21 protein-coding genes are annotated in these 25,154 nt (G+C 64.3%); 14 read left to right on the plus strand and 7 right to left on the minus strand.

Annotation, left to right across the window (positions count from 1 at the left end):
- Positions 1 to 50: 50 nt before the first annotated feature.
- Positions 51 to 1,244, plus strand: coding sequence for a glycosyltransferase family 4 protein (locus DOM67_RS00315; RefSeq protein WP_157958757.1), 1,194 nt, complete (start codon positions 51 to 53; stop codon positions 1,242 to 1,244).
- A 58-nt stretch (positions 1,245 to 1,302) separates the two neighbouring features.
- On the opposite strand, the gene DOM67_RS00320 is transcribed toward DOM67_RS00315, so the two are convergent.
- Positions 1,303 to 2,454, minus strand: coding sequence for a glycosyltransferase family 4 protein (locus tag DOM67_RS00320; RefSeq protein WP_110673690.1), 1,152 nt, complete (start codon positions 2,452 to 2,454; stop codon positions 1,303 to 1,305).
- 196 nt (positions 2,455 to 2,650) lie between these two features.
- On the opposite strand from DOM67_RS00320, the gene DOM67_RS00325 reads away from it, so the two are divergent.
- The 7 genes from DOM67_RS00325 (at position 2,651) to DOM67_RS00355 (ending at position 11,294) form a co-directional block, all read left to right on the plus strand.
- Positions 2,651 to 3,400, plus strand: coding sequence for a 3-deoxy-D-manno-octulosonic acid kinase (locus DOM67_RS00325; protein ID WP_110673691.1), 750 nt, complete (start codon positions 2,651 to 2,653; stop codon positions 3,398 to 3,400).
- 4 nt (positions 3,401 to 3,404) lie between these two features.
- Positions 3,405 to 5,246, plus strand: a complete 1,842-nt coding sequence (locus DOM67_RS00330; RefSeq protein ID WP_110673692.1) for a DUF3413 domain-containing protein — start codon at positions 3,405 to 3,407, stop codon at positions 5,244 to 5,246.
- A 62-nt stretch (positions 5,247 to 5,308) separates the two neighbouring features.
- A complete protein-coding gene (locus DOM67_RS00335) occupies positions 5,309 to 6,097 on the plus strand; it encodes a glycosyltransferase family 2 protein (protein WP_110673693.1) in 789 nt (262 codons plus the stop codon).
- A gap of 4 nt (positions 6,098 to 6,101) precedes the next feature.
- On the plus strand, positions 6,102 to 7,184 hold the full coding sequence (locus DOM67_RS00340; protein WP_110673694.1) for a glycosyltransferase: 1,083 nt from the start codon (positions 6,102 to 6,104) through the stop codon (positions 7,182 to 7,184).
- 98 nt (positions 7,185 to 7,282) lie between these two features.
- The gene (locus DOM67_RS00345; protein WP_110673989.1) at positions 7,283 to 8,278 is read left to right on the plus strand and encodes an NAD-dependent epimerase; all 996 of its coding nucleotides are present in this window, start codon (positions 7,283 to 7,285) and stop codon (positions 8,276 to 8,278) included.
- Positions 8,279 to 8,374: 96 nt separating this feature from the next.
- On the plus strand, positions 8,375 to 9,472 hold the full coding sequence (gene ddlA, locus DOM67_RS00350) for a D-alanine--D-alanine ligase (RefSeq protein ID WP_110673695.1): 1,098 nt from the start codon (positions 8,375 to 8,377) through the stop codon (positions 9,470 to 9,472).
- 259 nt (positions 9,473 to 9,731) lie between these two features.
- Complete coding sequence (locus DOM67_RS00355) at positions 9,732 to 11,294, plus strand: sulfatase-like hydrolase/transferase (RefSeq protein WP_110673696.1); 1,563 nt, start codon at positions 9,732 to 9,734, stop codon at positions 11,292 to 11,294.
- Positions 11,295 to 11,387: 93 nt separating this feature from the next.
- On the opposite strand, the gene DOM67_RS00360 is transcribed toward DOM67_RS00355, so the two are convergent.
- The 4 genes from DOM67_RS00360 to rfaD all read right to left on the minus strand — a co-directional run bounded on the left by DOM67_RS00360 (position 11,388) and on the right by rfaD (position 15,610).
- Positions 11,388 to 12,098 (minus strand): hypothetical protein, encoded by a 711-nt coding sequence (locus DOM67_RS00360; protein ID WP_110673697.1) that lies wholly within the window; start codon positions 12,096 to 12,098, stop codon positions 11,388 to 11,390.
- A gap of 339 nt (positions 12,099 to 12,437) precedes the next feature.
- Positions 12,438 to 13,586 carry a glycosyltransferase gene (locus DOM67_RS00365; protein WP_110673698.1) on the minus strand — a complete coding sequence of 383 codons (1,149 nt, stop codon included), beginning with the start codon at positions 13,584 to 13,586 and terminating at the stop codon, positions 12,438 to 12,440.
- 43 nt (positions 13,587 to 13,629) lie between these two features.
- Complete coding sequence (gene waaF, locus DOM67_RS00370; RefSeq protein WP_110673699.1) at positions 13,630 to 14,646, minus strand: lipopolysaccharide heptosyltransferase II; 1,017 nt, start codon at positions 14,644 to 14,646, stop codon at positions 13,630 to 13,632.
- Entirely contained in the window at positions 14,639 to 15,610 is a 972-nt protein-coding gene (rfaD, locus tag DOM67_RS00375; RefSeq protein ID WP_110673700.1) for an ADP-glyceromanno-heptose 6-epimerase, read from the minus strand. The genes waaF and rfaD overlap by 8 nt, the downstream gene beginning before the upstream one ends.
- 152 nt (positions 15,611 to 15,762) lie before the next feature.
- Here rfaD and glyQ point away from each other — a divergent pair, with 152 nt between their 5' ends.
- The 4 genes from glyQ (at position 15,763) to DOM67_RS00395 (ending at position 21,851) form a co-directional block, all read left to right on the plus strand.
- On the plus strand, positions 15,763 to 16,725 hold the full coding sequence (gene glyQ, locus DOM67_RS00380; protein ID WP_110673701.1) for a glycine--tRNA ligase subunit alpha: 963 nt from the start codon (positions 15,763 to 15,765) through the stop codon (positions 16,723 to 16,725).
- A 2-nt stretch (positions 16,726 to 16,727) separates the two neighbouring features.
- Positions 16,728 to 18,794: a glycine--tRNA ligase subunit beta gene (gene glyS / locus DOM67_RS00385; RefSeq protein WP_110673702.1), complete on the plus strand. Its 2,067-nt coding sequence runs from the start codon at positions 16,728 to 16,730 to the stop codon at positions 18,792 to 18,794.
- Between the two features lie 239 nt (positions 18,795 to 19,033).
- Entirely contained in the window at positions 19,034 to 19,582 is a 549-nt protein-coding gene (gene gmhB / locus DOM67_RS00390; protein WP_110673703.1) for a D-glycero-beta-D-manno-heptose 1,7-bisphosphate 7-phosphatase, read from the plus strand.
- A 214-nt stretch (positions 19,583 to 19,796) separates the two neighbouring features.
- Positions 19,797 to 21,851, plus strand: coding sequence for an AsmA family protein (locus DOM67_RS00395; protein ID WP_110673704.1), 2,055 nt, complete (start codon positions 19,797 to 19,799; stop codon positions 21,849 to 21,851).
- A gap of 669 nt (positions 21,852 to 22,520) precedes the next feature.
- Here the strand turns inward: DOM67_RS00395 and DOM67_RS00400 are convergent.
- Positions 22,521 to 22,961 carry a hypothetical protein gene (locus tag DOM67_RS00400; RefSeq protein WP_157958758.1) on the minus strand — a complete coding sequence of 147 codons (441 nt, stop codon included), beginning with the start codon at positions 22,959 to 22,961 and terminating at the stop codon, positions 22,521 to 22,523.
- Positions 22,962 to 23,249: 288 nt separating this feature from the next.
- On the opposite strand from DOM67_RS00400, the gene DOM67_RS00405 reads away from it, so the two are divergent.
- The gene (locus tag DOM67_RS00405) at positions 23,250 to 23,558 is read left to right on the plus strand and encodes a hypothetical protein (RefSeq protein ID WP_198651687.1); all 309 of its coding nucleotides are present in this window, start codon (positions 23,250 to 23,252) and stop codon (positions 23,556 to 23,558) included.
- A gap of 19 nt (positions 23,559 to 23,577) precedes the next feature.
- On the opposite strand, the gene DOM67_RS00410 is transcribed toward DOM67_RS00405, so the two are convergent.
- Complete coding sequence (locus tag DOM67_RS00410) at positions 23,578 to 24,552, minus strand: threo-3-hydroxy-L-aspartate ammonia-lyase (protein ID WP_110673706.1); 975 nt, start codon at positions 24,550 to 24,552, stop codon at positions 23,578 to 23,580.
- Between the two features lie 97 nt (positions 24,553 to 24,649).
- Here DOM67_RS00410 and DOM67_RS00415 point away from each other — a divergent pair, with 97 nt between their 5' ends.
- Positions 24,650 to 25,123, plus strand: a complete 474-nt coding sequence (locus DOM67_RS00415; protein ID WP_110673707.1) for a GNAT family N-acetyltransferase — start codon at positions 24,650 to 24,652, stop codon at positions 25,121 to 25,123.
- Positions 25,124 to 25,154: the final 31 nt, after the last annotated feature.

Here is a 25,154-nt window from a genome sequence, read left to right on the forward strand (position 1 = left end):
GCCATAGCCCCCTTTACACTCGCCCCATCCCACTTTGCGATCAACAAGATATGCCGGCCTCAGACGACACCGCCCCGACTATCGCACATCTCGTCAGCCTCAAGAACTTGGGCGGCGTCGAGCGCTATTTCGCACGGTTCTACCGGGCCTATGGGCATCGCCTGACACTGAGTATTCTCCTGCAGACGCAGGACATACACCCGTTCATCCGACCCTCGCTGGCAGATGCGATAGCCCGTATACACAGCATCAAAGGGCCCGGCCACTGGAAGCTACCCGAGCTGCTGGGTCTGCGCGCCGCCTATCAGCGCTCACTTGCCAAGCGGCTTACGCCCGATGCGGTCCTGGTCTGGAACAAGCTGGCGGGTAATCCCATGCCACTGCTGGAAGGTCAACGCATCTTCCACTACGAGCACGGCACCGCCTGGACAGACCAGGATCCGGCGGCCGTCGCAAGCTATCTGGCTAGGGTTAGCGGCTTGGTGGCAGTGTCTCGTGCGGCACAGCGCATGCTGGAGATCCGTTGGCAATTGCGGCAGGACCTGCCCTCCCTCGTTCTACACAACGCCATTGCCGTGCCCAAGCAGCAGACCGAGCACCCAGAGGGCCGTTTCCGGCTCGGTTTCGCGGGGCGCCTGAAGGGCCTGAAAGCGCCGATGGTAGCACTGGAGACCTTCCGATGCGTGCAGGCCCGCATCCCACATGCCGAACTCTGGATTGCCGGCCTGGGGCCGCTGGAGGCCACGCTGCGCGAATGGACACGGCGCTGGGGGCTGGAGGATCGGGTCAAGTTCTGCGGTCTGGTCGACGACATGGCCAGTTTCTATACCCAGTTGGATGCATTCATCTGCCCGTCCTGGCGCGAGCCGTTCGGGCTGGTGGCGCAAGAGGCGATTGCTTATGGCTTGCCGACCGTCGTCAGCAATGTCGACGGGCTGCCGGAAGCGATCATGGATGCTGGCTGCGGTGCCATCGTCGAGCCACGCCGTCCCAAGGCGAGCTTGAGCGTCTACGGCGATGCATGTGCCGAAGGCCCTGACCTGGTTTACTCTCCGGCGAAAGACGATCTGGTGGCCGCCCGCACCATCGACCCGGAGGAAGCCGCCGAGCCTCTGATAGCCTGGGCGGAAGATCCCAGAATGCGACGCAAGATCGGAGACAGGTCCAGAGAACGACTTGATAGCCAGCAAAACCTTCAGCGCTACGGAGACCAACTGATGGCATTCCTGCGCCAGCACTGTTGAACTGCCGTATCAGCCAAGCATCATTGCCGTTAACGCCAGCAGAAGCACGACAAGACGCTCATTTCACCGAGCCTCTGCTCTGCATCAGGGCCTCGAAAGAGTGCTTCAGCTTTTCCGTCTGCCGACGATAAGAGTAAGCGCTCGCCAACTGCGCAAGTGAATCCCCCAGGGTGGTGAGGTCATCTTGCTCGATCAGCCGCTCAATCCGCGCCACCCAGCCTTGAGTATCTCGGCTATCGAGAATCAGATCAGCGTGGGATTCCTCGAGCAGTTCCGACGCGCCAGTAGTGCGCGACAGCAGCACTGGCGTACCGCAGGCCATCGCTTCGAGCGAGACCCGGCCGAACTCTTCGATATGTGCCGGCAGCACGAATAGATCCAGCGCGCCATAAAGGGTCTCGACATCGCTGACCGTCGAGCGCCACTCGAACGCGTCGGCGATGCCAGCAGCTGTGGCCTGCTGGCGGTAAGGGTCGACATTGTCCTTGCCCACCACCAGGAAGCGGCAGCGCCCCGGCAATCGCTGTGCCAGCGCCGCGGCCATCTCGACGAAGCCCGCCACGTTGCGCTTGGTGAAATTGCCGGAGGTGATCAGGCCAATCAGGAAGACGTCATCGTCAGCACCGAGTGCCTGGCGCCGGGCGTGGCGGTCCCTCCGCGCGCGCTCGAGGTTGAACACCTCGGGGTCGTAACCGGGATAGCTGATCTCTATCTTGGTCGCGTCGATGCCGTAGCGTGTTTGAAAATCCTCCGCCATCAGACGTGAATTGACCGCCACCTGGCGAAAATAGCCGCCGCTGAGCACGTGATCATGTATCGCCGCGACCTCGTGCCCCGCCGGTAAATCGCGCCCATGAATCAGGCGGCTGGCGAGGTGCACGCAGTTGTGCATGTAAACCGTATCCGGCGTCTCGACGTCGCCGTGACTCACCAGCAGCGCCGGACGCTGACGGCGACACCAGGCCTGCACTCGACGATTGAACCAGAAGCGCCGGAAAGACCCTTTGAGCGGCCAGCGCCACAGGCGTACCAGCTCGGCACCGAAGCGCTCGGCAAGTGCATGGCGGCCGCGCTCGGCCAGAATCACCACACGGTAGCCCAGAGCCCCGAGGGCGACCGCCTGCTCGAAGGCGTTGCGACTGGCACCGGTGCTCTTTTCCACCTGACGAATGGCAATGACCGCCAAGGGCTTGTGTGAATCGCGGGTCACGAGGCTTCCCCATGAGATGAAAACGAATAACAACGAACATCAAGTGCACCGACGCAGCAGAGCTGGGTGCCTGGCAACGAATACGTGCCTAGGCGCCCGCCTCCCGGCACGGGTACAATGCCGCGCGAACAGTGGACGGCGCCTGGCCGTCAGTCAAACCGCCGGCTGACCATGGCGGCGCCAACGGGAACCGGCCATGGCTCTTTCGACCTACCATCACCGCGGCACCCACATCTTATACGATCCGGCACACCTCGCTCAGCCCGATCACGCGCTACTGCCCGCTCCGGGCCCGGCCTGGCTGAATCCAGCAGCGTGGCAAGCCAAGGGGCTGGTGGTGGGCTCGGCCCCCGGACGTGGGGCGAGCCAGTTCCTGCAGGTGGAAGACCAGGCCTGGGTGCTGCGTCCCTATCGGCGTGGCGGCATGGTCGCCCGCGTCAATGAGCAGCGCTATCTATGGCAGGGCCTCGAGCGTACCCGGGCCTTCCGCGAGATGCGCCTGACCCTGGCGCTCTACGAGCGCGGCCTGCCGGTACCGGCCCCGGTGGCAGCGCTGGTCTGCCGCCAGGGTCCTACCTACCGTGCGGCACTGCTGACCCAGCGCCTGGCGCACTCGCGCGCGCTGGCCGACTGCCTGGATCCGGATGCGACCGCGCTGCTGCATGACGTGGGGCGGGTCATTCGGCGCTTCCACGACGTTGGCCTCGACCATGTCGATCTCAACGCACGCAACCTGCTGATATCGACCGATCCGACTTCAGGTCGCAACAAGGTGTGGATGATAGATTTCGACCGTTGCCGCCTACGCCCGGCCGGGGCCTGGCAGCAGCGCAACCTGGCACGTCTGGAACGCTCTCTGACGCGCTTCTCCACCGCGAACGCCAGCGCCCTCTTCGCCGCCATCTGCGATGGCTATCACGGCGCCGACGCTCCTGATCAAGGTTAGTCCCATGCACGACACTCTGAGACGCCGCTGGCGTACCACGCTGGTCTTCGCCCTGTTGCAGCTACCGCTGGTGTGGCTGATCGCCCTGCGCTACACCCCCTATCTGGCGCTGCCGCACGATGCCATGGGTATCGCCTATCTGATCCTGACCTGGATCGGGCACTTCGGCATGCTGGTGCTGCTCGGCTGGCTGCCGCTGGGCATACTGGCGCTGGTGCTCAAGTCGCGCTGGCTATGGCTACCGGCCACGCTGCTGGGCGCGCTGGGGCTGTGCGCGCTGCTGCTCGATACGGTGGTCTACGCCCAGTACCGCTTCCACGTGAACCTGTTCATGGTGTCGCTGTTCCTGAACGACAAGAATGGCGAGATCTTCGACTTCACCACCTCCACCTGGCTGGTGGTCGGCGCCTGTGTCGTGGTGGCGCTGGCACTGGAAGCCTGGCTCGCCCGACGGGTGATCATCGGCGATCGCGGGCGCCGCCTGCCCAAGGGCCTGGCCTGCAGCGTGATTTTGCTGGCACTGATCGGCAGCCACGTCGTGCATCTGGTCGCGGATGCCCGCTACATGCGCAGCGTCACCCAGCAGGTGGGCATCTACCCGCTGCTGTTCCCGGCCACCGCCAAGGACTTCATGGAGAAGCATGGCTGGCTCGACCCGCGCGCGGCGCGCGCCGAACGCGCCGACATCGACGGCAAGCAGGCCCAGAATCTCGACTGGCCCAAGCATCCGCTGAGCTGCCAGGCCGACTCGCCGCCCAACGTGCTGGTTGTGCTGATCGACTCCTGGCGCGCCGATGAGTATGGCCCCAAGAACACCCCCAACCTCTACGCCGCACTCGACGCCAGCGGCCGACGCTATCTCGATCACTTCAGCGGCGGCAACGCCACTCGCAACGGCACCATGAGCCTGTTCTACGGGCTGACCGGCAACTACTACGCCTATCTGGACAATACCCAGACCCCGGCGCTTTTGATCACGCAGATGCAGAAGCAGGGCTACGCCATGGGCATCTTCGCCTCGGCCAGCCTCAACGGTATCGGCTTCGATCGCACCATTTTCTCTTCGATCAAGTCGCTGCGTCTGCGCACCCAGGGGCCGACGCCCGCCGCCCGCGACCGCCAGATGACCGACGACTGGCTGGCCTGGCTATCGCAGCAGGAGCATAAAGATACGCAGCCGTGGTTCGGCATGCTGTTCTACGACGCCCCTCACGGCTACGACGTACCAGCGGATGCAGAACAGCCTTATCAGCCTTCGGTCCAGGATATGAACTATCTGAAGCTGGGGCCGGATACCGACCCGACGCCCTACTTCAATCGCCACCGCAATGCCGTGCACTACGACGATACCCTGCTCGGCGAGGTGATCGACGATCTCAAGGCCAAGGGTGAGTGGGATAACACCCTGCTGGTGGTCACCGCCGATCACGGCCAGTCGTTCAACGACTTCGGCAAGAACTACTGGGGCCACAACAGCAACTTCGCCGCGCCCCAGACCCACGTCCCAATGATCGTGCACGGCCCTGGCGTCGACCCCGGCACGGTCGACGGCATGACCAGCCATCTCGACGTGGCACCGATGCTGATGCGCCATGCGCTCGGCTGCACCAACCCGCTATCCGACTATGCCCAAGGCATCGAACTGCTCACCCCGGGTATCGACCGACCCTGGGTTCAGGCCAGCAGCTACCTGGATTACGGCATCATCGAGCCGTCGCGGATCACCGTGATCGACGGCGCCGGCCAGTGGCAGATTCTCGATCACCGGCTCGACCCGATCCCCGGTGCAGAGTTCTCGCCCGCGGTGTTCCAGGCGATGCAGACTTTCCGTCAGTTCTATCGCTAGGGCATCGACGGCTACAATGGACGCCCCCGGGCGCGCGTCCATCGACGACTCAGGATACAGCCATGGCTAATATCACCGGCGTGGTGATCACGCTCAACGAAGCGGACAACATCGAAGCCTGCCTGGCCTCGCTGAGACGCGTGTGCCAGGAGCTGATCGTGGTCGACTCCGGCTCGCGCGATACCACCGTGGCCCTGGCCGAGGCCTATGGCGCCCGCGTCATCGCCCAGCCCTATCTGGGTGACGGTCCGCAGAAGAACGTCGGCCCGGCCGCCGCCAGTCATCGCTGGGTGCTGTCACTGGACGCCGACGAGCGCCTCACCGACGCTGCCGTGGCCAAGATCGGCGCGCTCGATCTCGAGAGTACGCCGCATGACGCCTTCGCTCTGCGCCGGCGAAACTTCATCGGCAGCCGCTGGGTGAAGCGCTGCGGCTGGTATCCCGACTACTGCCTGCGGCTCTACGATCGCCAGCGCTGCGCCTTCTCCGACTCGCGCCAGCACGCCTCGGTACAGGCAAGTCAGCCGCACCGCCTCGATGCCGACCTCGAGCACTACTCCTTCGCCAACCTGGGCGAGCTGTTCGGCAAGGCCAGCGGGCGCTTCTCCAACCGCGCCGCCAAGATCATGTATCTCAAGGGCAAGCGCGCCAACGCCGGCTCGCCGGCGCTGCACGGTGCCAATGCCTTCGTGCGCAAGTACCTGTTCCAGGGCGGCATGCTGGGGGGGCTGGACGGCCTCTCGGTATCGCTCTCTGCGGCGGTCAACGCCTATCTCAAGTACGCCAAGCTGCTCGAACTCCAGCGTGACGCCCGGGTGCGCGACGCCGAAGATTTCGACAAGGTGTGGTGAACGCATGCCGGCTCCCCCCCTGCATGTACGCCACGTCAATCTCGCCCGCGGCTTCCGTGGCGGCGAGCGCCAGACGCTGCTGCTGATCGAGGCACTGGCGCAACTCGATCAGGCCCAGGGCGGCATCACCCAGAGTCTGGTATGCCGGCGCGACTCACCGCTGCGCACGCAGCTGACAACCCCCGAGGTGCAGCTGATCGATGCCGACCACGCCCTGGCCGGACACCTGCGTGGACCGCGCCCCAGTCTGATCCACGCCCATGAAGCCAAGGCGGTACACTGGGCCTGGCTCGAGCGGCGCCTGCGCGGCACCCCCTATCTGCTGACCCGACGCGTGCCCCAGCCAGTCAAGGACAAGCCTTTCAACCGCCTGACCTATGGTGCCGCGGCCCGCGCCGTGGCGATCTCGTCGGTGATCGAGACCCACCTGCGCCAGCGCGCCTGGTGCCCGGTCGAGCGTATCCCCAGTGTGCTCTCCGGTCAGCCCAGCGACCCGTCGAAGGTTGCGGCGCTGCGCCAGCGTTTCACCGGTCACCCGGTGATCGGCCACATCGGCGCGCTGGTCGACCGCCACAAGGGCCAGCGGATCCTGCTCGACGCCGCCCGTCGCCTGCGCGAGAGTCACCCCGAGGTGCGCTTCCTGCTGCTCGGCGAGGGCGAAGATGGGGCGGCACTCGCGGCCGAGAGCCGGGATCTCGACAACGTGATCTGGGAAGGCTTCCAGCCCAACGTCGGCGACTATCTCGAGATCATGACGCTGTTTGCCTTCCCTTCGCGCAACGAGGGCCTGGGCTCGACGCTGCTCGATGCCATGGATCATGGTGTGCCGATCGTGGCGAGCCGGGTCGACGGCATCCCGGATCTGATCGAGGATGGCGTCAGCGGGGTGCTGGTGCCGCCCGCCGACGGTGCTGCCCTGAGCGCGGCGCTGGCGAGGTTGCTCGACGATCCGGTACAGCGCCGAGCGCTGGCCGCGGCGGCCAGTGCGCGTTTGGCGACGTTCACACCAGCGGCCATGGGCGCGGCCTACCTGGCGTGCTATCGGCGCATCCTTGACGAGCGCAGGCAGATTTCACCCGACGCCTAACGTCACGCGCAGGGCGTTAGAAAGCATGATCGCCGCCCTGCTACCTATTCATGAGCGAGCGGCCAGCACCACAAGCCGCCGGCATCGAAGACGACACCATGAAGCTACTCATCACCGGCATGGCCGGTTTCATCGGCCATGCCGTGGCAAAGCAGCTGGCCCCGCGCGGGATCGAGATCGTCGGCATCGACAATCTCAACGACTACTACGACGTGGCGCTCAAGCGCGCGCGCCTTGCCGATCTCGAGCCCTATGCCAACGTGCGCTTCGCCGCCTGCGACCTGACCGATCGCGATGGCATGCAGGCGCTGTTCGCGCGCGAACGCTTCACCCGGGTGATCCATCTGGCCGCCCAGGCCGGCGTGCGCTATTCGCTCGAGAATCCCCACGCCTACACCGACAGCAACGTCACTGGCCATCTCAACGTGCTCGAGTGCTGCGCGCATCACGCCATCGAGCATCTGGTCTACGCCTCCTCCAGCTCGGTCTACGGCATGAACCCCAAGGTACCGTTCTCGACCCGAGACAGCGTCGACCAGCCGATCAGTCTCTATGCGGCCACCAAGAAGGCCAACGAGCTGATGGCCTACACCTATGCCCATCTGCATCGCCTGCCGGTGACGGGGCTGCGTTTCTTCACCGTCTACGGGCCCTGGGGGCGTCCCGACATGGCGCCGTTCAAGTTCACCCGGGCGCTGCTGGCGGGCGAGCCGATTCAGGTCTTCAACCATGGCGACATGCAGCGTGACTTCACCTATATCGACGATATCGTTGCCGGGGTGACACGCATTCTCGAGGTGATCCCGCCGGCAGGGGGCCTCGACGCGGGCCAGGTTGGCGAGCGCCCTCCTTACGCGCTCTACAACATCGGTCACGGCAGCCCGGTGGCGCTGATGGACTTCATTCACGCCCTCGAGAAGGCGACCGGTCGCCAGGCACGCTGCGACTTCCAGCCGATGCAGCCGGGCGACGTACCGCGTACCTGGGCGGATACCGAAGCCTTCTTCGCCGCTACCGGCTACCGCCCTCGAATCGGCGTGGAAGAGGGCGTGGCGCGCTTCGTCGACTGGTATCGGCGCTTCTATCGTGTCTGACATCATGAGGCGCCACGGTCGTGCTCAGCCCGGGCAGCGCAAAGGCCGACGACGTGGCATCATGGCGCCCACCAGATCTATCAGCGGAGCGGTGGCATGAGCAAAATTCGGGTCGGGGTGATCTGCGGCGGCAAGTCGGCGGAGCACGAAGTCTCTCTGCAGTCGGCGAAGAACATCGTCGACGCGCTGGACCGTGAGCGCTTTGCGGTCAGCGTCATCGGGATCGACAAGCAGGGGCAATGGCATCTCAATGCGGCCGATGACTTCCTGCGCCATGCCGATGATCCGCGGCGTATCGCACTCAACCCCTCGGCGGGCGATCTCGCCCTGGTCCCAGGCCGCTCCAACTCACAGCTGGTCGCCGCCGACGACGCCCGCCAGGTCCTCGACCAGCTCGATGTAGTCTTCCCCATCGTCCATGGCACCCTGGGCGAGGATGGTTCACTGCAGGGGCTGCTGCGTATGGCCAACCTGGCGTTCGTCGGCTCCGGCGTGCTCGGCTCCGCCGTGGGCATGGACAAGGACGTGGCCAAACGGCTGCTGCGCGACGCCGGCATCCCGGTTGCCCCCTTCGTCACCTATACCCGTCACAGCGCCCGCGAGGCGAACTTCGATACCCTGCGCGACGCCCTGGGGACGCCGCTGTTCGTCAAGCCCGCCAACCAGGGCTCCTCGGTCGGTGTCAGCCGGGTCGAGAGTGCCGCGGCCTTCACCGCGGCTCTGGACCTGGCTCTGGCGTTCGATCACAAGGTGCTGGTCGAGGCCGCCATCGAAGGCCGCGAGATCGAGTGCGCGGTGCTCGGCAACGAGCACCCCGAGGCCAGCGTCTGCGGTGAGATCGTGGTTTCCCAGGGCTTCTACTCCTACGACACCAAGTATATCGACGACGGCGCGACCATCGCCGTGCCGGCGGATATCGAAGAGGCGGCGAGCGAGCGTATCCGAGCGCTCGCGGTGCGCGCCTTCCAGGTGCTGGAGTGCGCCGGCCTGGCCCGGGTGGATGTCTTCCTGACGCCGGCGGGCGAGGTGGTGATCAACGAGATCAATACCCTGCCGGGCTTCACGCGAATCAGCATGTACCCCAAGCTGTGGCAGGCGAGCGGAGTGACCTATCCCGCCCTGGTGACGCGCTTGATCGAACTGGCGTTGGCGCGCCACGCCGCCGATGAGGCGCTGCGCAGCTCGCGCGACTGAGAGGGTATTGACAGAATGTCTGCGCTCGACAATACGGCGTTGGAATCGATCTCGTACGCGAGCCCAGTCTTGCCTTCGCTCGGCGAATTTGTAAACACCCTCTAAGATCCTTGCGCAAAGTCGGCAAGGGAGCCGGTCACCGAACGGTCATGATAAAGTCATCATGACCCGCGCGAGCCGGCACGCTCGAGCAACGACACTCAGGCGGCACCCGGGATGGGTGCCGCGCCATAGCGGACGTTCAGGGATCGAAAACGTCATGACCCTCTCCCGCAATACGCGACGTTGGTTTGCACTCACTTACATCGGACTCTGCATCGGCTATGCGGTCATGGTGATGTGGGTGCTGCCCTGGTGGACCCCGGCGCTGCTCGCGCTGGCCTGGCTGGTACCGGCCCATCGCTTCGGCTGGGGCGCCCCCGAGCAGCGCGCGGCGCGGCGCCGGGCGTGGCCCTGGTCGCTGCTGCCGCTGGCCCTGTGGTGGGTCTATATCTATCTCGACGACAGCTTCGGCAAGCTCGATCTCGGTGCGGTGATCTTCCACCTTCAGGCCGGCATAGAGGAGAACGGCAGCACCGACCGCCAGATCGCGGGCGCGATCTATACCCTCGCCGCCATCCTCATGCTGATGTGCGTGACCTGGCTGGTGCGCGCGGACCATCGCTGGCGCCTGTGGGAACGCGTGCTGAGCCTGTTTCTGCTCGCCTTCAATCCGCTGCTGTTCGGACTCTCGCTGCGGGGCGCCTCGGTGATCGACGACAACGCCTCTTGGCTTGCCGATCGCTATCGTCCGCCGCAGATCGTGTCCGCTCCGAAGCAGCCACCCAATCTGATCTATCTCTATCTGGAGAGCACTGAGCGCACCTACGCCGATACCCAGCGCTTCGGTAATGCCTACGAAGACCTGGCCGCCCTGGGCAAACGTGGCGTGGTCTTCCACGGCGTTCAGCAGCTCGACAACACCGGCTGGACCATGGCCGGCATGGTTGCCAGCCAGTGTGGCGTCCCGCTGATGCCGGCGGGGCTGATGCACGACAACCAGTTCGAGCCGCTCTCCGACGTGCTTCCCGGCGTCGACTGCCTGGGCGATCTGCTCAAGGCCAGAGGCTACGCGCTGACCTTCATGGGTGGCGCCAGCACCAAGTTCGCCGGCAAGGCGAAGTTCTACCGCGGCCACGGCTTCGACACCGTGCTGGGCAAGGATGAGCTGCTGAACCAGGCCCCGGCGGACTACCTCAACGACTGGGGACTCTATGATGACACCCTGCTGGGCCTGGCCGAGGCGCGTATTCGCCGTCTGCACGATGCTCACAAGCCCTACGCCTTCTTCGGCCTGACCCTGGCCGCGCATCCGCCGTTCGGTCATCCGTCGCAATCCTGCCGCGACAACCAGGGGCCGTTCGACGGCACCGACATTCTCTATTCGGTGAAGTGTACCGGCTGGCTGGTCAAGAACTTCATCGCGCGGCTCGATGCCGATGGTTTGCTCGACAATACCCTGGTGGTGGTATCCAGCGATCATCTGTCGATGAAGAACTCGGCCTGGGAACAGCTGATCGCGGGACCGCGGGAAGATACCCTGATCCTGCTGGGCAAACACCAGCGCCCGCGCATCATCGAGCGCCAGGCCAGCATGGTCGACGTTCTGCCGACGGTGCTCGAGGCGATGGGCTTTGGTGTGCCCGATCATCGCGCCGGCCTCGGTGTCTCGCTGCTGTCGCCACAGCCGACGCTGGTCGAGCGCTACTCGCTGGAAGAGTTGAACCGACGCATGCGCAGCGAGAACCGGCTGCAGGAAGAGCTATGGAATGGCGTCAACTAGCACGCCGTTCTGTCGTGTTGCTCTTGATGCCCTTCGCCACTGCCGCGCAGCGAGTCTCTTCTATTCCAGAGGCACCCACCTTTCCAGAGATGCCTAAGAGACGGCGCAATTGGCTGATAGCCACTGCGCCGGTCTCTGCTGACGCGGTGCCGGCCAACTAAAGGGCTCCTCCCGGCGCACGGGGTCGAGATCACCCGGTTCGCATTCCGGCACGCATGCCGACAACGCTGCGGCGACCCGGACCAGCGCCTTCTCGCCCCGCGCGCCCTGGACCACACGCTCCCACCACTGGCGATGGACGGCGCGTACCACCACCGGAATCGACGGCAGGCCCAGCCGCTGGGCCATCGCCAGCCGATGCAGCCCGCGATTGATCTTGAGCAGCGTGCCGTCGCGGGTCACCGCCACCCCCAGCGCATCCTTGCCCAGGCTGGCATCGAAGCCATGGGTGGCCATATGGTCGAGATAGCCCAGGTAGGTACGCAGATAGGCAAGAATCTTCTCTTCGGAATCGAGCACCAGCCCATCGCGATAGGACGACCAAGGGCGGCCGGACTGTAAGCGAGAGAGATATTGGCGAAAGCGTTCGGTGCGGGTGAGATCGTCGCGGTGAACGTCCAGATCGCTGATGAAGCGGTAACGCGAACCGAAACGCAGGTCACCCCGGCTGCGATCCCAGTCGCCATCCCAGATGAAAACCGACGACGAGTTCTTCTTGCCCCCGATACCCTTGGCGTTGCGATCACGGATCAGCTGACGCGGATCGACCTGGAGCACGAGCGCCGTGCCAAGCTCGTCCTCCATCGAATGTCGTGGCAAACCGGCCCGCTCGACTCTGGTAGCGCCGACTGCCTCACTGCGCCACTGGCGGAAAAGCCACGCCTCGACAGGCTCACCGACTCCTCGCCGAAAGCGAGTCTTGAATCCATTCACCGCTTTGGCGCGCCTGAGCCCACGCCTGGCCTCAGAACTCGCGGCGGCGTCGAGAATCAAGTTGTCCGGGGGCACTTCACGCCCCGCATCACAAGATCGGAAGACATTCATGAGACAGCGTTGGGGAAGGGCTTCGAGGCAGTCAGTAGTTGACTCTAGGTTAGCACAAAAGTAAGCACGCTATGAATTTTTGTGCTAACCAGCTCGGCTTCACACTGTCGGCAAATCGAGGAAATTCTGCATGATCCGCACATCGCGGAAACGCTCAACCAAATCGGGGTCCTCCTGCAGCGACGGCGGATTGATCAAGCCCTCGCGAATCTTCTGCGCCAGCCCTTCAATGGAATTCTCAGCGATAAGCCTAGCCTGATCACGTACGAGAATGTTGCGCACTCCCCCTGGACAATCGGCCGCAACACAAGGCGTACCACAAATCATGCTCTCCACCATGACGTTCCCGAAGGCTTCGCTACGCGACGTCAGCACGAACAGCCGAGCGTTCTTCATCCACGGATAGGGATTGGGTCGAGCACCGACGAAATGCACCCGTTCCTCCACGCCCAGCTCGGCAGCCAGCGCCTCGAGACTGGCCCGCTTGGGACCGTCACCCACGATGACCAGATCCTCATCGATACCAGACTGCACGTAAGCGTGGATAAGCCAGTCCTGACGCTTGACGTCAGAGAGCCTCGACACATGCACGATATAGGGACGCTGGGGCAGATCGACCGGTTCCTGCGCCATGCGACGCATGGTGTCGATATCGTAAGGATTCATTACCGTGGCCGCACGCTTGGGCTCGATGCCATGAAAAGTCAGGAGCTTGGCGAGCTGCTCGGTTCCCTTGGGAGTATTACAAGCAACCTGCTTGCCCTGGTAGAGCTTGCGCAGATAGAAGCGACGTAGGCGTCCCCCACCGAGACTGCCTGGCCAGGAGACCGTAAATTGCCAGAGTCTTGGATCATTCCATGACCATACTGTTTCGAAAGCACCCTGCCCGCGGACGATGATGCGATCGAAGCGTCCAGTCTGGCGCTCCAGTCCACTCACAAAGCGCTTGAAGTACCAGCCCCCATACCAGCCACGCCAGAGGAAGCCCGACCCCGGCAGCAGCGGCTTGAGCAGCGCCCGAGTAAACAGATCGTAGAGCAGACCGACCCCGGTCCTGCGAAACGCCTTGTCGAAATCATAACGGTGCACGACGACATCGGCATTAGGCTCGAGCTCGTTGCCCCCCTTGAGCACGAGCACATGCACCTCGTGCCCTTCACGCGCCAGGACATTGGCCAAATTGACGGTGGCACGCTCGATGCCGCCGATCTTGAGTTTGCGTAATACCAGTAGAACTCGCTGCGTCATGCAAAATACTCATAGCAAAGCGACTGCGGGCTATGGCGACCTGTCATGCCATCGCCCGAAGCACCAGTGACGGCGTCAACTGGCGCAGGCAGTCGTGGTGGCCCAGCGGGCAGGTGCGCTGGAAGCAGGGCGAACAGGAGAGCGCCAGATAGTGGATATGGGCGTCATCGCTCAGCGGCGGCGTGTAGGCCGGTGAAGAGGAGCCGTAGAGCGCCTGGATACGCGTGCCGACCGCGGCGGCGACATGCATCAGCCCGGAGTCGTTGGTGACCACCTGCTCGCAGGCCGCGAGCAGATCCACCGCGTCGGCGAGGCGGGTCTTGCCGCACAGGTTGCGGGCGTGTTCGAGCCCCTCGACGATCGTCTCTCCGGCCTCGACATCCTTGGGACCGCCGAGTATCCACACCGTGTAGCCCTGGCTGATCAACGTCTCGGCCAGCTCGCGGAAATAGGCCAGCGGCCACTGCTTGGCCGGACCGTACTCGGCGCCGGGCATCATGCCGATGGCCGGGCGCGCGCCGAGGGCCAGCGTCTCGCGCAGACTCGCCTGGCGTTCGGCATCGACGCGCAGCTGAGGGTGCGGCAGGGGAAAATCGCCGTGGGCCGCCGTCTGCGCATCGAGCCCGAGCGCCACGAAGCGCTTGACGGTCTGATCGAGCACGCCCTTGTCGAGCCGGCGACGATCGTTGATCAGCCAGTAGCGCTGCTCACCGGTGAAGCCGGTGCGCCGGGGGATGCCAGCCAGAAACGGCACTAGCGATGATTTCAGCGAGCGCGGCAGCACAATGGCGTGATCGAAGCGGCCCTTGAGCTGGCGCGCAAGGTCGCGGCGGGTGCGCCAGCCGAACTCGCCATGCTTCACGTCGAGGGCAATGGCCTCGTCGACCTCCGGCATGCGCTCGAGAATGGGCAGTGACCACCCCGGCGCCACTACCCCCAGCGTGGCGCCGGGGTGGCGCTGCTTGAGGGTCATGAACAGACTCTGCGCCATGACCATGTCGCCGACCCATGACGGGCCGACGACGAGGATTCGCGACGCGCGGCTTGCTGTCTCAGCCATTCAGCCATTCCAGATAGGCCGTGACGCCCTCGCGCACGGTCTTGAACTCGCCACGGTAGCCCGCCTCGCGCAGGCGCCCGATATCGGCCCGGGTGTAGCTCTGATAGCGCCCCTTGAGCTCATCGGGGAAGTCGATGTACTCGATCTCGCCCTGGGCCCCGCCATGGCGTGCATGAAAGTCGATCACCGTCTCGGCGATCGCCTTGAACGGCTCGGCTCGGCCGGTGCCCAGATTGAAGATACCGGAGACCTCGGGGTTGTCGAGGAACCACAGATTGACGTCGACCACGTCACCCACATAGACGAAGTCGCGACTCTGCATGCCGGCCTCGAAGCCGCCCCAGGCGCCGAAGAGTTTCGGATTCTCGCCGCGCTGAACCTGGTTGTGATGGTGAAAGGCCACACTCGCCATCTTGCCCTTGTGCTGCTCGCGCGGGCCGTAGACATTGAAGTAGCGAAAACCCACCACCTGGGTATCGAAGCTGTCCCAGCGCGCACGCACGTATTGGTCGAAGAGCAGCTTGGAGTAGCCGTAGACGTTGAGCGGCTTCTCGTGCTCGGGCGCTTCGACGAACACCTCGCTACCGCCGTAGGTCGCCGCCGAAGAGGCGTACAGAAATGGAATGCGCTTGGCCTGGCAGTAGCGCAGCAGTGTCTTGGAGTACTCGAAGTTGTTCTCGAGCATGAAGCGCCCGTCCCACTCGGTGGTATCCGAGCAGGCGCCCTCGTGGAAGATCGCCTCGATCGGCGGCAGGCCACCGATCTCGCCGCGCAGCTCGGCCTGGACCCGGGCCAGGAAGTCATCCTTGTCGAGATAGTCGCCCAGCGTGCAGTCGGCCAGATTGACGAACTTGGTGCCGTCGCTGAGGTCATCGACCACCATCACGTCCTGGCGGCCGCGCGCGTTGAGTGCCTTGACCAGATTGGCCCCGATGAAGCCGGCCCCGCCGGTGACTACGATCATGTCGCTATCCTCTCTGTCTCGACTCGGCCATGCCGACAGCGGCCCGAGGGCATGGTCTCGCCTTCGGCCGATTGCTGCCGGTGCCTATAACCGATTGAGCGCTAATTGTATACTTGGCGGCTTACGAATTCATGGGCAACGGTACGCAGTCAATGACAGAGTCGACGGCAGATGCGAAAACCTTTCAGGGGCTGATCCTCGCCCTGCAGCAATACTGGGCGGAACAGGGCTGCGTCGTGCTGCAGCCGCTCGATATGGAAGTGGGCGCCGGCACCTTCCACCCGGCCACCTTTCTACGCTCGATCGGGCCGGAGAGCTGGAACGCCGCCTACGTTCAGCCATCGCGCCGCCCCACCGACGGTCGCTATGGCGAGAACCCCAACCGCCTGCAGCACTACTATCAGTTCCAGGTGGTGATGAAGCCTTCGCCGGCAGACTTCCAGGCGCTCTATCTCGGCTCACTCGAGCGCCTGGGCATCGACCCCAAGGTCCACGACATCCGCTTCGTCGAGGACAACTGGGAGTCACCCACACTGGGTGCCTGGGGCCTGGGCTGGGAGATTTGGCTCAACGGCATGGAGGTGACGCAGTTCACCTACTTCCAGCAGGCCGGCGGCCTCGAGTGCTATCCGGTCACCGGCGAGCTGACCTACGGTCTCGAGCGCATCGCCATGTACCTGCAGGATGTCGACAGTGTCTACGACCTGGTGTGGACGATCGCCCCGGATGGCACCCGCGTCACCTACGGTGACGTCTATCTGCAGAACGAGCGCGAGCAGTCGGCCTACAACTTCGAGCACGCCGAAGTACCCTACCTGTTCGAGGCCTTCGACCACTGCGAGGGCGAGTGCAACAAGCTGCTCGAGGCCAATCTGCCGCTGCCCGCCTATGAGCAGGTACTCAAGGCCTCGCACACCTTCAACCTGCTGGACGCCCGCCACGCCATCTCGGTGACCGAGCGTCAGCGCTATATCCTGCGCGTGCGCACACTGGCGCGGGACGTGGCCCACGCCTACTACGCCTCGCGTGAGGCGGCCGGCTTCCCGCTGGCACCGGAAGCGCTACGGCGCGACCTGCTGGCGCAGACATCGCAAACCACTCAGGGAGACGCATGAGCATGGCAGCCAACACCCTACTGATCGAACTGGGCGTCGAGGAGCTGCCACCCGGAGCCCTGCGCGATCTCGCCCAGGCCCTGCGTGACGGCGTCTCCAAGGGGCTCGCCGAAGCCGAAGTCCCCATGGGTAGCGCCACCGCCCTGGCCTCTCCCCGCCGCCTCGCCGTGCGCATCGAAGCGCTCGCCGACAAGCAGCCCGACCGTGAGGTCGAGAAGCGCGGCCCGGCACTCGCCGCCGCCTTCAAGGATGGCCAGCCGACCAAGGCAGCCGAGGGCTTTGCCCGCTCCTGCGGCGTGAGCGTGGACGAGCTGATCCACCTGGAGACCGACAAGGGGACCTGGCTCGGCTACCGCGAGCAGCAGCAGGGAGAATCCATCGATGCCCTGCTACCGGCCATCGTCGCCAGTGCGGTCAACGCCCTGCCGGTCCCCAAGAACATGCGCTGGGGCGCCTCACGCATCGAATTCTCGCGCCCGGTGCACTGGCTGGTGCTGCTCTACGGTGATCGCGTCGTCGATGCCGAGGTGCTCGGCCTGTCTGCCGGACGCACCACCCGTGGCCACCGCTTCCACGCCCCCGATGCGTTCGACCTGGCCCATGCCGACGACTACCAGGCCGCGCTGGAGAATGCCTATGTGCTGGTCGACATGGATCGCAGGCGCGCACGCATTCGCGAGCAGGTGCTGGCGGAAGCCGAGGTCCACGACGGGCAGGCGGTCATCGACGACGCCCTGCTGGAAGAGGTCAACGGCCTGGTGGAGTGGCCGGTGGCGCTGACCGGAAGCTTCGACGAGCGCTTCCTCGAGGTCCCCGCGGAGTGCCTGATCTCCTCGATGAAGGCCAACCAGAAGTACTTCCACCTGCTCGATGCCGACGGCAAGCTCATGCCGCAGTTCATCACCGTGGCCAATATCGAGAGCGAAGATCCGCAGCAGGTGATCTACGGCAACGAGAAGGTGATTCGTCCGCGCCTGGCCGATGCTGTTTTCTTCTTCGAAACCGATCGCAAGCAGACACTGGCTTCGCGTCAGACCTCGCTGAGTAACGTGGTATTCCAGCGCGAACTCGGCAGTCTGGCGGACAAGGCGGCGCGCAGCGAGGTGGTGGCCAGCTTCATTGCCGAGAAGATCGGCGGCGACAGTAGCGCCGCAGCGCGTGCAGCGCAGCTGGCGAAGTGCGATCTGGTCACCGAGATGGTGCTCGAGTTCCCCGAGCTCCAGGGAATCATGGGCACCTACTACGCACGCCACGACGGCGAACCCGATGCAGTCGCCGACGCGCTGCACGAGCAGTATCTGCCCCGCTTCGCCGGCGACGAGATTCCGCGTACGTCGACCGGCATGGCAATCGCCCTGGCCGATCGTCTGGATACGCTCACCGGCATCTTCGGTATCGGCCAGCGCCCCACCGGGGCCAAGGACCCGTTCGCCCTGCGCCGCGCCACCATCGGCGTGCTCAACATCCTGATCAAGGGCGAGCTGGATCTGGACCTGCGTGAGCTGCTCGAACTCGCCGCCTCCCAGCATCGCGACCTGCCCAAGGCCGACGGTCTGGTGGATGACGTCCTCACCTATATGCTCGACCGCTTCCGCGCCTGGGCCCAGGACGAAGGCCTGCCAGTAGACGTCTACCTCGCCGTGCGGTCACGCCCGGTAACTCGCCCGCTCGACTTCGCCCGCCGTCTGCACGCGGTGCATCGCTTCGAGCAGCGCGAGGAAGCCGCCGCCCTGGCGGCCGCCAACAAGCGCGTTGCCAACATCCTGGCCAAGCAGCAGCACGACACCGGCGCCACCGTCGACGCGGCGCTGTTGAGCGAAGAGGCAGAGATCGCCCTGGCGCATGCCGTCACCGACTGTCGCGACCAGGTGGAGCCGCTGTTCCGTCAGGCCGACTACGCCCAAGCGCTGGATATCCTGGCTACGCTGCGCGCACCGGTGGATCGCTTCTTCGATGAGGTCATGGTGGCGGTCGACGACGACGCGGTCCGCACCAACCGTCTGGCGCTGCTGGCCAGCCTGCAAGGGCTGTTCCTCGCCGTGGCGGATATCTCCGAGCTGCAGCAGTAACGTTTCACGTGAAACACCACCCGCCCGGAACACCCGGGCGGGTCTCTTCTCTCCCGGTATTGACCAGCCCCTCCTGCATCAGCACGGCCCGACCACGCCTCTCGCCATCTCATATCCTCACAGCCCGAGCGCGCGGCACAAGCCAGATTGTTCCACGTGAAACATTGCGCAACTGGATTGGCGCCAGTGCCACAGCAGAGCGATAATGCGGCGACATCCGCCTCCAACCAGGCCCCGCCATGCAGAAACTGGTCATCCTCGACCGCGACGGCGTCATCAACGAGGACTCCGATGCCTATATCAAGTCCCTCGACGAGTGGCACCCCTACCCCAATGCCATCGAAGCCATTGCCACACTCACGCGGGCAGGCTGGCAAGTAGCGATCGCCACCAATCAGTCGGGCATCGGCCGCGGCTACTACAGTCGCGACACCCTGGAAGCCATCCACGCGCGGCTTCACACGATGGTTCGTCAGGCCGGCGGCGAGATCGCACATATCGCCTATTGCCCCCACCTGCCCCAGGAGGCCTGTGACTGCCGCAAGCCAAAGCCGGGTCTGCTGTTTCAGATCCAGCAGGCGCTGGCACTGCCGACACTGGCGGGGAGCTGGATGGTGGGAGATAGCCTGCGCGATATCGAAGCGGGTATCGCGGCCGGCACACAAACGGCATTGGTCAATACTGGCAAGGGCGAGCGCTACGCCTCCGACGTGGCCCGTGACCATCCAAAGACCTGGTGCTGCGACGACCTCGCTGACTTCGTTCGACACCTGCTGAAGGTGGCATGATCGAACCGCGATATCGCGCTGACTACCAAGACCGCAATCGCCGAGCCCAATAAGACTGGCCCCGGCAGGTGCCACGAAGGCGACGGTACGCTCAACATGTTTCACGTGAAACATGCCGTGCGGCCTAGGGTGTTGCCCGGCAACGTTACGTCACAAACAGCGCATGAAGACTGGACTACGCTAGGGGCAACAGCCCAACGGATGGGACGGGGTCATGACATCGGGTAAGAAGATAGGCCTATCGCTGCTGGTCGTCGTGCTGGTGGCGATCATCGCGTTAGTCATCGTGGTGCTGACATTCGACTGGAATCGCCTCAAGCCGACGCTCAACCAGCGGATCTCGGCGGCAATTCATCGGCCTTTCGCCATCGAGGGCGATCTCGATCTCTCCTGGGAGAGACCGACGGATGTCGACGGCTGGCGTGGCTGGGTACCCTGGCCGCACCTGCACGCCGAGCAGATTCGTGTCGGCAGCCCCGAGCCCGTCACCGATGCCGATCTCGCCAGACTGAAAGCACTGGACCTGACGCTGGCCCCCTTGTCACTGCTCGAACGCCGCGTGACGATCCCTCGAATAGCGATCAGCGGCGGCGAAACCACCTTGGTCAGGCGCAAGGATGGCAGCAACAACTGGACCCTCGATCTCGGCGACACCTCCAGTGATGCGGATACGGCCGAAGCGCAGCCTGGCTGGACCGTGGATATTGGCGATATCACGTTCGACCCCATTGCCCTCCACTATCGCGACCAGACCCTGGATGCCAATGTCGACGCCACCTTGACCCTGCTGGGCCAGCCCATCGCCTTCAGCGAGCTGAGCGGCGGGGCGCCTGCACCTGACGACGGCACAGGTCATCGCGTCGCCGACTACGCTTTCGGCTGGCAGGCCAGCGGCACCTATCGGGGTCAGGATATCGGCGGCGAGGGTAAACTAGGCAGTCTGATAGCGCTGCGTCAGCCCGGCGCGCCCTACCCGCTGCAAGCCGATGTCACCGCAGGACAGACCCGCGTGAGCGTCGCCGGCACTCTGACCGACCCGCTGGCGCCAAAACGGATCGATCTCGACCTCACCTTCGCCGGCCAGAATCTGGGAGATCTCTATCGGGTGATCGGTGTCACCCTGCCCGACACTCCTCCGTACTCGACTCGTGGCCACCTGACCGCCGACCTGGCGACGCAAGATGCGCTCACCTTTCGTTACCGCGATTTCGACGGCCAGGTCGGGGACAGCGACATCCATGGCGACCTCACCTATACCCTGGGAGAGCCTCGCCCGTCTCTCACCGGCGAGGTCGTGTCGCGTCAGCTGCGCTTCGCCGATCTGGCGCCACTGATCGGCGCCGACAGCAGCAGCGACAGCCCCGACGAAACGAGCAAACCGCAGCCCGAAGGCAAGGTATTGCCGGTGGCAGAGTTCAAGACCGAGCAGTGGCGAGCCATGGATGCCGACGTCAAGTTCACCGCCCAGCGGATCGAACACGGCGACTCGCTGCCGCTGGAGGATCTCTATACCCATGTCAGACTACGTGATGGCGAAATCCTGCTCGACCCGCTGCGCTTTGGCGTCGCCGGCGGCAATCTCAATACCACGTTACGCCTGGATGGCAGCCAGACGCCACTGGCGGCGCGTATCGATCTGCATATTCGTCGCCTGCTGTTGAGCCGACTCTTTCCCGAGGTCGAGCTGATGCAGAACAGCCGTGGGGAGCTCAACGGAGACGCCACCCTCAGCGGGCGCGGCAACTCGGTTGCCGCCCTGCTCGGCAGCAGCGATGGCGATCTACAAATGATCGTCAGCGATGGCGTCATCAGTCGCAATTTGATGGAACTGGCCGGGCTCAACGTGGGCAATTATCTGGTGGGCAAGCTGTTCGGGGACGAACAGGTACGCATCAACTGCGCCGCCACCAGTCTCAAGGTCGACGATGGCCTGGCACGCACGCGATTCTTCGTCATCGATACGGAGAACGCACTGATCAAGATCGATGGCAGCATCAACTTCGCCAACGAGCGGCTCGATCTCAATATCGAGCCGGAAAGCAAGGGCGCTCGAGTATTCACGCTGCGCTCCCCGCTCTATGTCCATGGCACCTTCGCCAACCCCTCGCCCGGGGTGGATGCCAGCTCGCTGCTGGCGCGAGGCGCTGTCGGCGCCTTCCTGGGCACTGTCGCCGCACCCGCGGCTGCGCTCCTGGCACTGGTTTCTCCCAGCGCCGGCCAGACCACGCCGTGCAATGACTTTCTGAGCCAGATCCAGACCCAGCGATGACGCCAAGATGTTTCACGTGGAACACTATCGGAGCGTTGCGGCAGCGGCCTCTGCCGAGCATGAGGCCGGGACCGGCAGTCGACATGTCTACCCTGGGGCGGTTGCGCCCGCCGCAGGATGCGGATGTGCTACCGCCCTGACGTGCTCCTCTCCCTGCAGTCGACGGCGACTTGAATCTGAAACTCAGCGATTGACCCGACTGTGGTGGTGCCGATCAGCGACGCCGGCCCATGGCGAGGAGTCGTGTTCCACGTGAAACATCGACGCTATCTCACGACAGTGCCTATGTCGCCCGAGAGACCACCGTAACCATCACTCCTTGATCTGGTGCCGTCGCTGCCGAGACACGACCCTGTTGCCGCTTCGACAACATGGCCGCCCCTGCACTCGACGAATACCGAATCCTGACCCTCAGCGAACGCCCCAGCCGCGCCGATCAGTGATGCCGATCGATGGCTAGGCACGGTGTTCCACGTGAAACATCCAACGCGCCGAAAGAACACGCAGTCACCTCTCATGAACGCGATGCTTGCGTGTCAACGGCTGCGCCGCAGCGGGAATGTACGGTGGGAAGTGGCTTACACAACGAGAAAGCCCGGCACATAAAAGAGGCCCGCCTTAGTCGTGAAACGACACAACGGCGGGCCGGGAGGCAACGGGTAGGGAATGTCAGTCGCGGGGTTCCGCCCTGCCATCTTGGTGAGCGGCGCTATCAGCGTCAGCGTTGTCACGATAGTGGCGGCCCAGCGATGCGAGAGCGTCGATCAGCTTATCGATCTCGCTGCTGAAACGCTCCTGCTGCTGGGCATAGAAGTGGCGGGTATAGGAGGAACCCTTGTGCTTTCTGACCAGGGCTTCGAACTGATCGCCCAGCTGCTCGGTATGGAAACGCATCCGCTCGGTGAGAAATTCGGCGTGTCCCTGATGACAGGCGACATCCATCAGCGCTCTCATCTGCACGGTGAGCAGGTAGAGCTGCATGACGTTACGCTCCTGCACCTCTTTCTGGGTGGAAACGCTGTCGTCGAGCAGATTGATCGCGCTCATCTCGCAGCAGTCCGTCGCCTCCGACATCGGACGCTGCTCGCGGTATTCCTGCGTCTGCATCATGATGACCTCCTCGGCTTCGGTGCGTGACGATACCTTCAGTCTATGCATCGCCGGGGCTTTACTCCCTCAGTCATTAGTCGAAAGCGACACTAGGTCGCAGGGTCACCTGAAGCGCAATGGCATATCCCGCGGCCAGCCGCCACAAAGGGGATGCATCACGCGTGCGACAGCGCCTCTGCCCTTCGATATGTTCGACTCACGGCGGCCGACTTGATCCACGTTGTGTCGAGCCGATTTTCACTCGTCGATAGTGGGACACACAGACAGGCAGAGAAGAGAGAAAACGCCATGATCGACATGACGACCTTCCTGGGCAGTCTGGATCGACCGTCTCCCCCCGCCGACCTGGGGCGCGAGCTGCGCGCCCTGTGGTGGGCCGGCAAGTCCGAGTGGTCCAAGGCACACGATCAGGTGGAGACCGCTTGCGGTGCCCGCGCCGCCTGGGTGCACGCGTATCTGCACCGCTGGGAAGGCGATATCGGCAACGCCGGCTACTGGTATCGGCAAGCGGGGTGCCCAGTGCCGGACCAGAGTCTCGATGACGAGTGGCAGGAGATCACGCGATCACTGCTCCAAGAACGCTCACCGCCGTCTTGATCCACCCCGGGTGGCGGCATCAATCGCGGACTGGCGATATCAGCTCGGCGAAACGGTTCAGATCGACGTTGCCGCCGGAGAGCACGATCCCGACACGCTGGCCCTCGATCCGCACACGGCCAGCGAAAGCCGCCGCAGCCGCCAGGCAACCGGTCGGCTCGACGAACTGCTTCATGCGACCGGCCAGAAAGCCCATCGCCTCGACCAGCTCGGCGTCGGTGACGGTGACGATCTCATCGACGCACTGCTGCACCACCGGGAACGTCAGGCTGCCCAGCGCCTGGGTCTGGGCGCCATCGGCGATCGTGCGCGGGGTGGCAATCGAGACGATCTCACCACTGGCCAGGCTTCTCTGGGCATCGTTTCCGGCCTCCGGCTCGACCCCAATGACTCGGCAGCCCGGATAGCGCGCCCTGGCGACCGTGGCACAGCCGGACAACAGCCCGCCGCCACCCAGCGGCACGATCAGCGCATCCAGCTCGCCGACATCATCGAACAGCTCCTTGGCCGCGGTCCCCTGCCCGGCCATGACGTGTGGGTGATTGAACGGCGGGATCAGCGTCAAGCCTTCGGCCTCGGCCAGCTCCCGGCCCAACGCCTCGCGGTCCTGGGTATAGCGATCATAGAGCACCACTTCGGCACCGTAGCCCCGCGTCGCCGCGATCTTGATCGCCGGTGCATCCTCGGGCATCACGATGACGGCGCGAATGCCATGCAGTCTGGCCGAGAGCGCAATCGCCTGGGCATGGTTACCCGAGGAGAAGGCGATCACCCCCACGGCCTTCTGCTCCCGATCGAACTGGCTGATGGCGTTGTATCCGCCACGAAACTTGAAGGCGCCGATCCGCTGGAGATGTTCCGCCTTGAAATGAAGCGCTGCGCCGCTGCGCTCATCAGCCGTCGTCGAACGCAGCACGGGGGTGTGGTGGGCGATGCCCGCCAACCGCCGGTGTGCCGCCACCACATCGTCATAATCGATCGCCAAGTGGCTCATGCTCTCTCCTGTCACCTTCGCCACTGACACCCCGTGGCGCGCTGCGTAATATGCCAGCCACAGTGTCATTCTCAACGGCTACCGAGGAAAGGGACAGATGACGTCATACGAGTGGATATGGCAAACCGGGCCGGAACTCGATCCCGCCGGGCTGTACACACTGCTGTCGCTGCGCACGGCGGTGTTCGTGGTCGAACAGCAGTGTGCCTATCAGGAGCTGGACGGCCGCGACCTGGCGCCATCGACGCATCACTTGCAGGTCTTGGCAGCGGGTCAGCTCGCGGCCACCCTGCGTCTGCTGGCACCCGCTACGGTCACTCAGCCGGTCGCCATCGGACGCGTCGTCATCCACCCCGACCACCGGGGTAGTGGCCTGGGCCACGACCTGTTGCGAGCCGCGCTGCACAGAATCGAATCCCTGTGGCCCGGCCGCAGCGCCAGGCTGTCTGCCCAGGCGCATCTACGAGCCTACTACGGCCGCCACGGATTCGAACCCGTCAGCGATATCTATCTGGAAGACGGCATTCCGCATATCGACATGCACCGAGCTTGGGACGCGGAAAGTCGCTAACCACACACATCAATGGAGACAAAAAAGCCGA

This window comes from Salinicola sp. RZ23 (assembly GCF_003206675.1).
GTDB classification, from domain to species: Bacteria; Pseudomonadota; Gammaproteobacteria; order Pseudomonadales; family Halomonadaceae; genus Salinicola; species Salinicola endophyticus.

Bases quoted from the DNA above. Each gene is read 5' to 3' on its own strand.
- DOM67_RS00315 (WP_157958757.1), top strand. From the start codon at position 51: ATGCCGGCCTCAGACGACACCGCCCCGACTATCGCACATCTCGTCAGC.
- DOM67_RS00325 (WP_110673691.1), top strand. From the start codon at position 2,651: ATGGCTCTTTCGACCTACCATCACCGCGGCACCCACATCTTATACGAT.
- DOM67_RS00330 (WP_110673692.1), top strand. From the start codon at position 3,405: ATGCACGACACTCTGAGACGCCGCTGGCGTACCACGCTGGTCTTCGCC.
- DOM67_RS00335 (WP_110673693.1), top strand. From the start codon at position 5,309: ATGGCTAATATCACCGGCGTGGTGATCACGCTCAACGAAGCGGACAAC.
- DOM67_RS00340 (WP_110673694.1), top strand. From the start codon at position 6,102: ATGCCGGCTCCCCCCCTGCATGTACGCCACGTCAATCTCGCCCGCGGC.
- DOM67_RS00345 (WP_110673989.1), top strand. From the start codon at position 7,283: ATGAAGCTACTCATCACCGGCATGGCCGGTTTCATCGGCCATGCCGTG.
- ddlA (WP_110673695.1), top strand. From the start codon at position 8,375: ATGAGCAAAATTCGGGTCGGGGTGATCTGCGGCGGCAAGTCGGCGGAG.
- DOM67_RS00355 (WP_110673696.1), top strand. From the start codon at position 9,732: ATGACCCTCTCCCGCAATACGCGACGTTGGTTTGCACTCACTTACATC.
- DOM67_RS00360 (WP_110673697.1), bottom strand. From the start codon at position 12,098: ATGGAGGACGAGCTTGGCACGGCGCTCGTGCTCCAGGTCGATCCGCGT.
- DOM67_RS00365 (WP_110673698.1), bottom strand. From the start codon at position 13,586: ATGACGCAGCGAGTTCTACTGGTATTACGCAAACTCAAGATCGGCGGC.
- waaF (WP_110673699.1), bottom strand. From the start codon at position 14,646: ATGGCTGAGACAGCAAGCCGCGCGTCGCGAATCCTCGTCGTCGGCCCG.
- rfaD (WP_110673700.1), bottom strand. From the start codon at position 15,610: ATGATCGTAGTCACCGGCGGGGCCGGCTTCATCGGGGCCAATCTGGTC.
- glyQ (WP_110673701.1), top strand. From the start codon at position 15,763: ATGACAGAGTCGACGGCAGATGCGAAAACCTTTCAGGGGCTGATCCTC.
- glyS (WP_110673702.1), top strand. From the start codon at position 16,728: ATGGCAGCCAACACCCTACTGATCGAACTGGGCGTCGAGGAGCTGCCA.
- gmhB (WP_110673703.1), top strand. From the start codon at position 19,034: ATGCAGAAACTGGTCATCCTCGACCGCGACGGCGTCATCAACGAGGAC.
- DOM67_RS00395 (WP_110673704.1), top strand. From the start codon at position 19,797: ATGACATCGGGTAAGAAGATAGGCCTATCGCTGCTGGTCGTCGTGCTG.
- DOM67_RS00400 (WP_157958758.1), bottom strand. From the start codon at position 22,961: ATGATGCAGACGCAGGAATACCGCGAGCAGCGTCCGATGTCGGAGGCG.
- DOM67_RS00405 (WP_198651687.1), top strand. From the start codon at position 23,250: ATGATCGACATGACGACCTTCCTGGGCAGTCTGGATCGACCGTCTCCC.
- DOM67_RS00410 (WP_110673706.1), bottom strand. From the start codon at position 24,552: ATGAGCCACTTGGCGATCGATTATGACGATGTGGTGGCGGCACACCGG.
- DOM67_RS00415 (WP_110673707.1), top strand. From the start codon at position 24,650: ATGACGTCATACGAGTGGATATGGCAAACCGGGCCGGAACTCGATCCC.